Genomic DNA, 12,289 nt, shown 5'->3' on the forward strand with positions numbered 1-12,289 from the left:
AGAGTAGGACGCCGCCGAACTATTATTGACGGGAAACCCCCGCACCCTCTGGGTGCGGGGGTTTTCTGCGTTTAGGGTCGACTTATGCGATACGACTTGGTCATCTTCGACAATGACGGTGTTCTCGTGGACAGCGAGCCGCTTTCCAACACCATCCTCGCCGCCTTTCTGACCGAGCTCGGCCACCCCACCACGTACGAGGACTCCCTGCGTGACTACATGGGGGCCGCCGTTCATCGCGTACACGATCTCGTTCTTGAGCGCAGTGGGCAGCGGCTGCCCAAGGATTTTGATGTGACCTTCCACGCCCGTGTCTTCGCCGCCTTCGAGCGGGAGCTCGAACCTGTGGCGGGGGCCGTCGACGTACTGGAGAAGCTGGTGGCCGCGGGAGTGCCGTACTGCCTTGCCTCCTCCGGGAGCCATGAGCGGATTCGGGTCGGGCATCGGAGGACCGGGCTCGATCGGTGGTTCGGGGACGAACTGATCTTCAGTTCCGAGGATGTGGGGCGGGGGAAGCCGGCGCCGGATCTCTTTCTGTATGCCGCCGAGCGGATGGGAGTGGCGCCCGAGAAGTGTGTGGTGGTCGAGGACAGTCCGCTGGGGGTGCGGGCCGCCGTGGCGGCCGGGATGGATGTGTACGGGTTCACCGCCATGACTCCGGCCGAGCGGCTCTCGGGGGCGACCGAACTCTTCGGGGATATGGGCGAGTTGGCTGACCTGCTCGTATGACGCGGGCCGGGGGTTCTGGCTGACATTTGTCATGGCTGACTCCGGACGATCGTTTCTGTCGGGCGACGGGGCGTCGCGGCGAAGCTGAGTACGTCGAGAACGCAACTGAGGACGTCGAGAACGCACGGGACACACTCAGCGACAGTCGCAGTCACGATCACGATCACGATCACAGTGACGACGGAGGACCGATCGCCATGAGCCAGCTCGCCACCCCAGCCCCAGCCCCAGCCTCAGCCCCAGCCTCAGATGCGGATGAAGCCGTCACCGGTCGGCAGTCGCGCTGGGAGTCGTTGAAGCCGCTCGTCCTGGACGCGGTGGTGCCCACAGCCTCGTACTACCTGCTCAGCAAGGGCTTTGGGATGAGTACGCTGGCGGCGCTCGCCTGGAGCAGCGTGGTGCCCGCGGGGCGGACGCTGTGGGGCCTCGTCAAGGAGCGGCGGCTCAATGGGTTTGCGGCGCTCATCCTGGTCGCCAGCCTCGTCGGGCTGCTGCTCAGCCTGCTGGCCGGTGATCCGCGGCTGATGCTCGCCAAGGACAGTGGGATCACCGCGACGATCGGGATCGCCGTGCTGGTGTCCGTGGCTGTCGGGCGGCCGTTGATGACCGTGGGGCTCAAGCCCTGGGTGACCAAGGGGAATCCGGTGCGGACCGGCGTATGGGAACGGCTGATCGCCGAGCGGGGGCGGTTCGCGCGGATGGAGCGGATGTTCTCGGTGATGTGGGGTGCGGCGTTGTTCGGTGAGGCCGTGGTGCGGGTCGTGGGGGCCTACACACTGCCCGTGGACACCATGGTGTGGCTCGGTGGTGTGGTCGCCGGTGTCACCATCACGGCGACGGTCGTGATCAGCGGTCACCTGGTCGTCGAGCCGATGGAGAAGAAGGTGACCGAGGAGGTCGACACTCTCGGGCGGTCTCGGGCGGTGACGCACTTCGCGGGAGATATCGGGGAATTGGGTGCGTGATCTATCTACCCACCGGTAGTCAGGGGTCCTACGCTCTGCAGCCATGACAGATGAGCTGCGGCGCGGCAGGGCCTCTTTGGCGTTCAGCTTCCTGGTGCAGGGCGTCACCTTCGCGTTGTTGGTGACGCGGATCCCCGCCATTCAAGACCGGTACGGGATATCCGACGGCCTGCTGCCCGTGTTCCTTGCCGCCGTGCCGATCCTCGCGGGGGTCGGCAGCGTGGGCACGGAGTGGCTGGTCAAGAGGGTGCCGCCAAGCCGCGTGCTGCGGTGGGCGCAGCCCGTGGTGCTCCTGGCGCTGCTCGGCGTCGGCGCGGGTGACGCCCTGTGGCAAGTGGCCTTGGCGTTGGGGGCGTTCGGGCTCGCGGTGGGGGCGCTCGACGCGGCCATGAACATGCTCGGGGTGAGCCTGCAGCGGACGTATGGGCGCAGCATCATGCTGGGCTTTCACGCGGCGTACAGCCTGGGCGGGATCGCGGGGGCGTCGATCGCGTGGGCGGGGGCGCACTGGGATCTGTCGCTGTTCGTCTCGTATCTGCCGGTGGTCGTGGTGGTGTTGCCGGCGGCGTTGGTGGGGAGTCGGTGGTACGTCGATGCCACAGCCACTGCCCCTGCCACAGCCACAGCCCCTGCCACTGCCCCTGCCGGTGCTGAAGCGGGGGGCGCAGGTGAGGGGAAGGGCGGGCCCGTCGTCTTCAAGCTGCTCCTGCCGCTCTGTCTGGTGATGACCTTCGCGTACATCGGGGATTCGACCGTCTCCAACTGGAGCGCCAAGTATCTGCAGGACGTGCTTGGGAGTTCGGAGGAGGTCTCGACCGTCCCCTACAACGTCTACATGGTCATGACCCTGCTGGGGCGGGGCCTCGGCGATCTGGGGGTGCGGCGGTTCGGGGCCGTGGCTGTGGTGCGGGTGGGGTCGGTGGTGGCCGCTCTCGGGTTCGCGATCGTGGCTGCGGCGCCCGGGGCGTGGACCGGGATCCTGGGCTTCACGGTGCTCGGGTTCGGACTGAGCGTGATCGTTCCGCAGACCTTCGCCGCGGCGGGGCGGCAGGCTTTTGAACGTCACGGCCCCGGGGCGTCGGATGCCGCTGTCGCGCGGCTCAATGTCTTCAACTATGTGGGGTTCCTGATCGGTTCGCCACTGGTGGGTGCGCTGGGGGATGCCTGGAACTACCGCGGGGCGATGCTCGTTCCCATGGTGTTGGTGCTCGTGACCTTGTTGTACGCCCGCTCCTTCGCCCCCGGAGCGGACCGATACGGTGACGGGCATGAGCGGCCACGCACAGCTGATGTGGGACGAGGCAGTAACGGGCTATGACTTCGGTCCTGAGCACCCCATGGACCCGGTCCGGCTCGCGCTGACCAGAAGCCTGGTCGGTGCCTTCGGGCTCGACCGCGAGCTGGATGTGGTCGCGGCCAAGCGTGCCGGTGATTCGACGCTGCGGCTCGTGCATCGCGAGGACTACGTACGGGCGGTCAAGGCCGCGTCCGTCGACCCGTCGGCGGCGGACAGCAGCTATGGCCTGGGGACCGTGGATGATCCCGCCTTCGCGGGGATGCACGAGGTCTCGGCGCTGATCGCCGGGCAGTCGGTGGGTGCGGCCGAGGCGGTGTGGCGCGGGGAAGCGCTGCATGCCGTGAACTTCGCGGGCGGGCTGCACCATGCGATGCCGGGGTCTGCTTCAGGGTTCTGTATCTACAACGACGCCTCGCTGGCCATCGCGCGGCTGCTGGAGCTCGGCGCCGAGCGGGTCGCGTACGTGGATGTGGATGTGCACCACGGGGACGGGGTGCAGGCGTCCTTCTGGGACGACCCGAGGGTTCTGACGATCTCGATGCACGAGCATCCGCGGACGCTGTTCCCGCAGACCGGGTGGCCCGAGGAGACGGGTGCGGACTCCGTGGCGGAGGGGTCGGCGGTCAATGTCGCGCTGCCGGCGGGCACGGGAGACGCGGGGTGGGTGCGGGCGTTTCACGCCGTGGTGCCTGAGTTGTTGGCGGAGTTCCGGCCGCAGGTGCTGGTGACTCAGCATGGTGCTGACACGCACTTCGAGGATCCGCTCGCTCATCTTGCCGTTTCGCTCGATGCTCAGCGGGCCGTGCAGGTGGCCTGCCATGAGTTGGCGCATGTGTACGCCGATGGGCGGTGGGTCGCTCTGGGTGGGGGTGGGTACGCCGTGGTGGATGTCGTGCCCCGGTCGTGGACGCATCTCACGGCTATTGCCGCGGGGCGGGAGATCTCGCCTTCGGCGGAGGTGCCTGAGGCTTGGCGGCAGGAAGTCTTCGCGCGGACCCGGCAGTTGGCGCCTGCGCGGATGACGGATGGGCGGTGGCCCGTCTCCTGGGCGGAGTGGTCCGCGGGGTATGACCCTGCGGATCGGCTTGACCAAGCCGTGCTTGCTGCTCGCCGCTCGGCGTTTCCGCTGCGGGGGCTGTTGCCGTAGGAGGGCGTGGTGGTTCGGGCGAGCCCTGAGGGGCTTTCCCGATCCCGCCCCTTCCCGAAACCATGGGGCTTCGCCCCCGGACCTCCGAAAAGATGGCCTCAAACTCCCCCAGCCTCTCAAGGAGCAGGGGGACCCCCATGTCGGGCTGCATTGTCGGCTCGTTAGCCCAACTGTGGGGGTTTTTCGGGGTTTTAGAGGTATGGGACGGGTTCCTGCGGCACGCTCGCAGCGTGTTGAGCACCGGAGCGTTGCGTGCGCATCTGTTGGCCGCCCGGTTGGCCGGGCCTGTGGCCACCACTCGGGAAGAGAGCCTGCGGAGCTATCGGCTCTTCGCGGCCCGGGATCCGCGGATACTGCTCGGGCTCGATCCCGAGTGGAGCTGGGGGACCGGTGACCTCCTGGGGCTCATGTCCGACAAGTGCGGGGTGTCCGCCGACCCGCGGCACACCTCCGGGGTTGATGTCATCGACCCGGAGCGGACGTTGGTCGCGCTCGACGCCTTCGCCGCGAGGCTCGCGGAAGCGGTGCGAGAGCGGCTTCCGGTGCTCTTCGGGACCGGACATCCGCACCGTCTCCTCGGTTTCTACGCCGCGCTGGCGGACGCTTTGTCGGCGGCCGGGTGCACCGTTCTCACTCCCGCGCAGGGCAACAGTGTCGACATAACGACCCGGTTCGGCCTACGCACGTACAACCTTGACTACGTACAAGGAGTCGCGCTGGTGCGGGAACCCAGCGCGCGTCCCACCGGGAGTGAGACCGGCGCACATACCCACTCTCCGCTCCCGGTTCGAGCGGCCCTGGCGGCCGCCGCGGAGGCCGAAGGACCGCTTCCCGAGCTCGTCATCGGGGACCACGGATGGGTCTGCGGGGCAGGTCAGCTGGGGTTTGAGGCGATCGGTCTGGCGGATACGGATGATCCCGCGCTGTTCGTCGGAGAGGCGGAGGGGCAGGTGTCCGTCGTCGTTCCGCTTGATGACGCTGTGCGGTCTGATTACTACCGACCGCTTACTCGCTATGTACTCAATCGAGCGTGTCTGTCACAGTAGGCGGCCGATCGCTACTCCTCTTCCCCACTCGCATCATCCGCCCCTAGTCTGGGGAGTGAGCGCGCAGCGACGAAGCGTCACCGGAAGGGGAAGCCGGTGCCCGTCATGTGCGGAAGGTTCAGGTGGGGTGTCATGGCTGCAGACCAGAGGCCGCTGAACGAGGTTCAGTTCTTGACCGTGGCGGAAGTCGCCTCGGTGATGCGAGTGTCCAAGATGACCGTGTACCGCTTGGTGCACAGCGGTCATCTGCCCGCCATCCGGGTCGGAAGGTCCTTCCGGGTCCCGGAGCAGGCGGTTCACGAGTACCTCCGCGAATCCTATGTAGGAGTCGAGGCGGGCTGACCGGAGCCGGTCGATCCCCCTCGATTACGTCCCTCACCCGGGGACGGGTAGGCTAGGGCCGACGTAGGTCGTGTGGGCCCAGTCAGCTGCCCCGCACCGAGTGAAGAGAAGTGAGCGAGGGTAGTCGTGGGCTCTGTTATCAAGAAGCGGCGTAAGCGGATGGCCAAGAAGAAGCACCGCAAGCTGCTGAAGCGCACTCGCGTTCAGCGTCGCAACAAGAAGTAAGCGACAGCTGCACAGCGTGTCCCGAAGCCCTCCCGTCATCCGGCGGGAGGGCTTCGGCGTTTTGCGGGCTGCCTCAGGGGGCACCCGTCGGCCGTCTCAGGGGCACCCGCCGGGCGTCTTCCGGCCGGTTTTCGGGCTTCGGCGGGCCGCCTGAGGGCTTGTTCCAAACGTACGTCCTGGCAGGATGTGCGTCCCGATCCGGCGTACGTCCAGGTCTGGACGTAGAGCCTGGTCCAGGCGTTTTGTTGTAGCTGTCGTCACTTCCTGCATCAGGCGGTCATCACAGCGCAACATCGACCCGCTAGCGTGTGCCAGAAGAGACATGATGGGGCGCGGCAGGACTTCAAGGGCTGGGGAAGGCAGGCGCTGATCTTGGGCAAGGTCGTGCTCGTGACCGGGGTGGCCCGACAACTGGGCGGGCGGTTCGTCCGACGCGTCCTTCGGGACCCCGAGGTCGACCGGGTGATCGCCGTGGACGCGGTGCCTCCTGAGCACCATCTGGGCGGCGCCGACTTCGTCCAGACCGACATCCGGCAGCCCGGGATCGCCAAGGTGCTCGCCGAGTTCTCGGTCGACACCGTCGTGCACATGGACGTCACGGGCACCGCGCTGGCCGGAGGCAACCGCGGCTCGCTCAAGGAAACCAACGTCATCGGCACCATGCAGCTGCTCGGCGCCTGCCAGAAGTCGCCGACGGTCAAGCGGCTCGTGGTGAAGTCGAGCACCAACGTGTACGGCTCCGCGCCGCGCGACCCCGCGGTCTTCACCGAGACCACCCCGCCGAAGTCGTTGCCCAGCGGCGGCTTCGCCAAGGACACCGTCGAGGTCGAGGGCTACGTACGCGGCTTCGCGCGCCGCCGCCCCGACGTGGCGGTCTGCGTGCTGCGCTTCGCGAACATCCTGGGGCCCGCCGCTGACTCCCCGCTCGCCGAGTACTTCTCGCTGCCGGTCCTGCCGACGGTCTTCGGCTACGACCCGCGGCTGCAGTTCGTGCACGAGGACGACGCGATCGAGGTGCTGCGCCTGGGGTCACGCGATCCGGAGCGCGGGACGCTCAACAGCGGCACGTTCAACATCGCCGGTGACGGTCTGCTGCTGCTCTCGCAGTGCTCGCGGCGCCTGGGGCGTCCGACGCTGCCGGTGTTCATGCCGGCGGTCACCTGGGTCGGCCAGGCGCTGCGCACGCTCGGCGTGACGGACTTCTCGCCGGAGCAGATCAGGCTGCTTACGCACGGCCGGGTCGTCGCCACCCGTCAGATGCGCGAGACACTGGGTTTCAGCCCCAAGTACACGACCGCGGAGACGTTCGCGGACTTCGTACGCAGTCGGGGTCCGGGACTTCTGCCGCCGCAGGCCGTCGCGGGGGCCATCGACCGGATCGCCACGCTGCCCTTCGCGGGCAACCAGAGCGCCAACTGAGGAGAGCGTCAACGATGGCGGACGCCAAGGTCATTCCGTTCGACGACGACCGGTCGCGCGCGGGTGCGCAGCGCCCGGCGCGGCGCAGGGGCGCGGGCGCGGCCCGGCGCAAGAACGATCCGGCAGCCGTGCGTGAGGTCACGGCCATGCCGGGCCAGCAGGACGGTGAGCCGCAGGTGGAGAGGGCCGAGCCGGAGCCCGCGGGGCAGCGTGCTCCCGAACCGGAGCCGCAGGCCGGTGGTGGTGGCCTGGAGCGGCGTATCGCGGGTGGTCTCGCGTTTCTGCGCCGGCGGCTCACGGGTGACTACGAGGTCGACGACTTCGGTTACGACGAGGAGCTCACCGACCAGGTCCTGATGTCGCTCGTGCGGCCGCTGTACGACAAGTACTTCCGTGTCGAGGTGAAGGGCATCGAGAACATCCCGTCGGACGGCGGGGCGCTGATCGTCGCCAATCACTCCGGGACGCTGCCGCTGGACGGCCTGATGATGCAGGTGGCCGTGCACGACAACCACCCCGAGGCGCGGCATCTGCGGCTCCTCGCTGCGGACCTCGTCTTCATGCTGCCGGTGGTCAACGAGCTGGCGCGCAAGGCGGGGCACACGTTGGCGTGCGCGGAGGATGCCGAGCGGCTGCTCGAGCGGGGTGAGCTGGTCGGGGTGATGCCGGAGGGGTTCAAGGGCATCGGGAAGCCGTTCAGCGAGCGCTACAAGTTGCAGCGGTTCGGGCGGGGCGGGTTCGTCTCCACCGCGCTGCGGACGGGGACGCCGATCGTTCCCTGCTCGATCGTGGGGGCGGAGGAGATCTACCCGATGATCGGGAACGCGAAGACGCTGGCGCGGGTGCTCGGTTTCCCCTACTTCCCGATCACGCCTACGTTCCCTTGGCTCGGGCCGCTGGGTGCGTTGCCGTTGCCGACGAAGTGGACGATTCAGTTCGGGGAGCCGATTCCCACGGACGGGTATCCGCCGGAGGCGGCGGAGGATCCGATGCTGATGTTCAACCTGACCGATCAGGTTCGCGAGCAGATTCAGCACACGCTGTACAAGCTGCTTGTGCAGCGGCGGTCGGTGTTCTTCTGAGACAGTCGGTGTTCTTCTGAGACATGGGTGAGGGGCCGGATCCTCTGGATCCGGCCCCTCACCCATGTCCTACCGCTACCTCACGTCCTCTTCGTCGATCCCCAGACCCGGCAGCAAGCCCGGCAGGATCGGCGGCACGGTGACGTCCGGCTTGGCCGGTGGGGTCTCCTTGCCGGACGAGTCGCCGTTCGACGGGCTGCTCGGGGTCGTGTCGGACTTCGGGGGGTCCAGGAGCCCGCCCGTGTTGCCGCCGAGCAGGCCGTCGTCCTTGTCCGTGTCCGGCGCCGAGGGGCGGGGCTCGCCCTTGTCGGCGCTCGAGCCGTCCCGCGGGGAGGAGTCCGGGGACGAGGGGCTGTCCGGGGTCGAGGAGCCGGAGGAGCCGCCCTGGCTGGGCTGCCCGGGGGCGTCGCTCGTGTCCGGGGTGCGGGGGAACAGGGAGCGGAGGGGTTCCACTTCCTGGTCCATCGCGTCGAAGACCGAGCTCACCTGCTCGCCCACGTCCCCGAGTTGGACGGGCAGCCGGCTCTGCAGGTCGCTCCAGCTCCGGCGGTGTGACTCGGCGAAGGCGGACAGCGTCTGGATGGGCCCGAGCGAGCCGTCCCTCTCGTACGCCTCGTGCAGCAGGCGGTGGCCTTCCGTGGCGTCGTGCCGCATGCCGGAAAGGGCTCGCCTGACCTCGCCGAGGGATTCGTGGTCGAGGTCTCCGCTGCGGCCGCGCTCCATCAGCCGACGGGCTTCGTTCAGGCGCGTCGAGGCGTGGTCGAGATAGATCCCGCCCTTGTCGCTGTCCCCGTCGGCCAGGCCGAGCTTGAAGTCCTCCATGCCGCGCTTGAGGCCGTACAGCGAATCGCCCGGCAGCGCGTCGGAGCTGGCCGCGGCCACTCCGCTGAACGCCCCCGCCGCGACGCCGACGGTGAGCCCGCCCGCGGCGATGCCCTTCGACAGCTTGGAGCGCGGCTTCAGTTTGCGTAGTCCCGTGGCCCGGTGGGCACCCTTGCGGGACCGCTGTTCGGGCACCGATGTGCCGATGGTCCCACCGCCCGCGGCCGTGCCCTCAAGGAGCATGGCCTCCATGGCGGCTACGAGCTGGGCCCGCTGGACCACTTTGACCTCGGGATCCAGCTCCGGCTTCGGCAGCTCGCCGAGTTCGGTCGCGAGGGTCAACATCCGATCCGGGGCCGTCTGTTCGGACGGCACGGGATCGGGCGTGACGGAACCTTCGGACTGCTCGGCCGCCGGGCCCTGGTCGGATTGCTCCTCCAGGGCCTGGGCGAAGGCGTTCGCCCGCCGGTGTGCCGATACGTTCGCGATCACTGGCGGCACCTCCTCTCGTCATGACGGTCGACTCCCCAGGGGGTCCTGAGGGTTGCACGACTTGAGCACTTCCACACGATCGAGTGAGCGGAGGTGATCAGGGAGCAACCACAGGGAGCCTGCATCCCGCACAACGAGCGTCGCGGCACTTGGGTTACGGACGGAGGATGATCGGACCGCCGGAATTCCGTGACGGCCATCTGGCCGCCACGGAGGGTGAGTTGAACACTGCGCACGGCTACGGAGGGCTGTCGACGGCGCGGTGCTAGCGCGCGTCGTCCGGCAGAAGCCGGGCCAGGGTGCGGACCGCGCGGTACTGGAGGGTCTTGATCGCGCCCTCGTTCTTGCCCATCACCCGAGCGGTCTCGGCGACCGAGAGGCCCTGCAGGAAGCGCAGGGTCACGCACTCCTGCTGCTGGGGGTTGAGGCGGCGCACGGCGTCGAGCAGTGCGGCGTTGGAGAGGGACTCCAGGACGGAGTCCTCGGGGCTGCGCTCGACCTCGTTGGCGTCGAGCATTTCGCCGGTGGTCACTTCGAGGCGGAATCGGCTCGATTTGAAGTGGTCGGCGACCAGGTTGCGGGCGATCGTGACGAGCCAGGCGCCAAAGTCACGGCCCTGCCAGGTGAACGTGCTGATGCGGCGCAGGGCGCGCAGAAAGGTCTCGCTGGTGAGGTCTTCGGCGGTCGCCTTGCCGCCGACGCGGTAGTAGATGTAGCGGTAGACCGTGTCGCTGTACTGGTCGTAGAGACGGCCGAAGGCGTCGGACTCGCCTGCTTGGGCGCGTTCGACGAGGTCCATCATGCGGGCGCTGTCGCTGTCCGCGGCGGGACGGCGGTGGGTGGGGGTTGAGGTGGCGGCAGCGGAGGACCGAGATCGTCTGCTGACCGCCGCGCCGCTGTCCGCCAGGGCATAGACGGGCCCGGCGGGTGTGGGGACGGCAAATGCGGGGACGGCGGGGCCGGCGTACGCGGTGGGGACGAAGCCGCGCAAGCGGTCGGCGACCGTTGCGCGCAGCGTAGCCAGGCCCGAGGCGTCAACCCCGACGTGTGGGTACACGGGACTCCCAGAGGCAGAGCTTCCATCACGTGCAGTGCGGGACCGTTCACCCGTCGTAGCGACGTGTGGGGTCCGTAATGCGTCTGAGGAGAATAACGCTTCGTACAGGCGGCACTACACCCAGTTGCTCAAATCACCGATTACGTCGCTTCTGTTACCGGTCTATGCCCGTTCAAGTAGCAGACAGTGAGCGGTTGTTGATCGAAACGGTTCACATTCCGGCTAAGAGGGGTGCGTGTTGTGGCCGAGTGCTACCGAAGTGACTGGCGGCAGCCGGGCCGGGGTAGGACCGAGAGAATGTTCAGTGGCGGCGGCGGTGCAGGGCGATGGCCGCGGCGGTGCCGCCCGCGAGCGCGCCGACGCCCGCGGCGGCCGGGATGCCGACCTTGGCGGCCTTGCGTCCTGTGCGGTAGTCCCGCAGGCGCCAGTCCCGCTCGCGTGCATGCTTGCGCAGCTTGGCGTCGGGATTGATCGCGTAGGGATGTCCGACGAGCGAGAGCATCGGGATGTCGTTGTGCGAATCGCTGTACGCGGCGCAGCGGGCCAGGTCCAGGCCCTCCGCCGAGGCCAGCGCGCGGACCGCCTCGGCCTTCGCGGGGCCGTGCAGGGGCTCGCCCACGAGCTTTCCCGTATAGACGCCGTCCATGGACTCGGCGACCGTGCCGAGCGCGCCGGTCAGGCCCAGGCGGCGGGCGATGATCGTCGCCGTCTCCACCGGGGCGGCCGTGACCAGCCAGACCTTCTGGCCCGCGTCGAGGTGCGCCTGGGCCAGGGCGCGCGTGCCGGGCCAGATGCGCTCGGCCATGTACTCGTCGTAGATCTCCTCGCCGATGGACATCAGCTCGGCGACGCGGTGGCCCTTGACGATGGACAGGGCGCTGTCGCGGGCGTCCTGCATGTGCTCGGGGTCCTCGACGCCCGCGAGCCTGAACCACGCCTGCTGCCAGGCGAATCGGGCCAGCTCCTGGCGCTCGAAGAACTTCCGCTTGTAGAGGCCGCGGCCGAAGTGGAAGATCGCGGCGCCCTGCATCACGGTGTTGTCGAGGTCGAAGAAGGCCGCGGCCTTGGCGTCGCCGAAGACCGGGAACTCCGGCTCCTCCGGCTCCTCGGGTGCGGACGCCTCTGCGAGATCGTCGAGGGCCTCCAGCTCCTGGGAGGTCTTGCGCGCTGCCTCAGCCGAGGCCTCGCCTGCCAACACGCTCCGCGCGGTGGCGGAGCGCCTACGGGGAGTGAGCCATCCGAGAGCGGCCATGTCGTGAGCATAGCTAGTTCGTTCGGTCGTTCCGGAGTCGGCAGGATGCGGCGCTGTGAACTCTGCGCGACCGCACCGTTAAACGGACGGGCCGCGCGGCGCGTCGACGGGGCGAGAATGGTGTCATGAGCCCGATTTTTCGCCGTACGGAGAAGAAGAAGCCCCAGGACCGGACGGTCACCTTGATCGGCAAGCCCGGCTGCCATCTGTGCGATGACGCACAACTGGTGATCGAGAAGGTCTGCGGCGAGCTGGGAGTCGTATGGGAGAAGAAGGACATCACGCAGGACGAAGAGCTCAACCGGGCCTACTGGGAACAGATTCCGGTGGTCCTGGTGGACGGTGAACAGCACACCTTCTGGCGCGTGAACGAAGATCGACTCCGTCGCGCGCTCGCCCCGTAGTCCGGATCGA

The 12,289-nt window shown here is 68.2% G+C and carries 13 protein-coding genes; 10 read left to right on the plus strand and 3 right to left on the minus strand.

All coding sequences use genetic code 11. From position 1 onward, the window contains the following. Window positions 1-84: 84 nt before the first annotated feature. The 9 genes from AC5P1C_RS40720 (at window position 85) to AC5P1C_RS40760 (ending at window position 8,252) form a co-directional block, all read left to right on the plus strand. Window positions 85-729 (plus strand): HAD family hydrolase, encoded by a 645-nt coding sequence (locus AC5P1C_RS40720; RefSeq protein WP_493871045.1) that lies wholly within the window; start codon window positions 85-87, stop codon window positions 727-729. Window positions 730-1,022: 293 nt separating this feature from the next. Beyond that, complete coding sequence (locus AC5P1C_RS40725) at window positions 1,023-1,694, plus strand: VC0807 family protein (RefSeq protein WP_493871046.1); 672 nt, start codon at window positions 1,023-1,025, stop codon at window positions 1,692-1,694. A gap of 43 nt (window positions 1,695-1,737) precedes the next feature. Next, a complete protein-coding gene (locus tag AC5P1C_RS40730; RefSeq protein ID WP_493871047.1) occupies window positions 1,738-3,012 on the plus strand; it encodes an MFS transporter in 1,275 nt (424 codons plus the stop codon). Continuing rightward, window positions 2,963-4,138: an acetoin utilization protein AcuC gene (locus tag AC5P1C_RS40735; protein ID WP_493871048.1), complete on the plus strand. Its 1,176-nt coding sequence runs from the start codon at window positions 2,963-2,965 to the stop codon at window positions 4,136-4,138. The genes AC5P1C_RS40730 and AC5P1C_RS40735 overlap by 50 nt, the downstream gene beginning before the upstream one ends. A 230-nt stretch (window positions 4,139-4,368) precedes the next feature. Then, window positions 4,369-5,184, plus strand: a complete 816-nt coding sequence (locus AC5P1C_RS40740; RefSeq protein WP_493871049.1) for a phosphatase — start codon at window positions 4,369-4,371, stop codon at window positions 5,182-5,184. Window positions 5,185-5,316: 132 nt separating this feature from the next. Then, window positions 5,317-5,526, plus strand: coding sequence for a helix-turn-helix domain-containing protein (locus AC5P1C_RS40745; RefSeq protein WP_157869005.1), 210 nt, complete (start codon window positions 5,317-5,319; stop codon window positions 5,524-5,526). Between the two features lie 126 nt (window positions 5,527-5,652). Then, complete coding sequence (locus tag AC5P1C_RS40750) at window positions 5,653-5,751, plus strand: 30S ribosomal protein bS22 (RefSeq protein WP_003948845.1); 99 nt, start codon at window positions 5,653-5,655, stop codon at window positions 5,749-5,751. 372 nt (window positions 5,752-6,123) lie between these two features. Continuing rightward, window positions 6,124-7,170, plus strand: coding sequence for an NAD-dependent epimerase/dehydratase family protein (locus tag AC5P1C_RS40755; protein ID WP_493871068.1), 1,047 nt, complete (start codon window positions 6,124-6,126; stop codon window positions 7,168-7,170). A gap of 14 nt (window positions 7,171-7,184) precedes the next feature. Beyond that, a complete protein-coding gene (locus AC5P1C_RS40760; RefSeq protein WP_493871050.1) occupies window positions 7,185-8,252 on the plus strand; it encodes a lysophospholipid acyltransferase family protein in 1,068 nt (355 codons plus the stop codon). A gap of 75 nt (window positions 8,253-8,327) precedes the next feature. Here the strand turns inward: AC5P1C_RS40760 and AC5P1C_RS40765 are convergent, their stop codons facing one another. From AC5P1C_RS40765 to AC5P1C_RS40775, 3 genes are all read right to left on the minus strand, one after another. Next, on the minus strand, window positions 8,328-9,566 hold the full coding sequence (locus AC5P1C_RS40765) for a DUF5667 domain-containing protein (RefSeq protein WP_493871051.1): 1,239 nt from the start codon (window positions 9,564-9,566) through the stop codon (window positions 8,328-8,330). A 265-nt stretch (window positions 9,567-9,831) separates the two neighbouring features. Beyond that, on the minus strand, window positions 9,832-10,623 hold the full coding sequence (locus tag AC5P1C_RS40770; RefSeq protein WP_493871052.1) for an ECF subfamily RNA polymerase sigma factor, BldN family: 792 nt from the start codon (window positions 10,621-10,623) through the stop codon (window positions 9,832-9,834). Between the two features lie 301 nt (window positions 10,624-10,924). Then, complete coding sequence (locus tag AC5P1C_RS40775; protein WP_493871053.1) at window positions 10,925-11,875, minus strand: HAD family hydrolase; 951 nt, start codon at window positions 11,873-11,875, stop codon at window positions 10,925-10,927. Window positions 11,876-12,000: 125 nt separating this feature from the next. Between AC5P1C_RS40775 and AC5P1C_RS40780 the strand changes: the two genes are divergently transcribed. Further along, on the plus strand, window positions 12,001-12,279 hold the full coding sequence (locus AC5P1C_RS40780) for a glutaredoxin family protein (protein ID WP_493871054.1): 279 nt from the start codon (window positions 12,001-12,003) through the stop codon (window positions 12,277-12,279). Window positions 12,280-12,289: the final 10 nt, after the last annotated feature.

It is taken from the genome of Streptomyces sp. A18, from assembly GCF_059026065.1.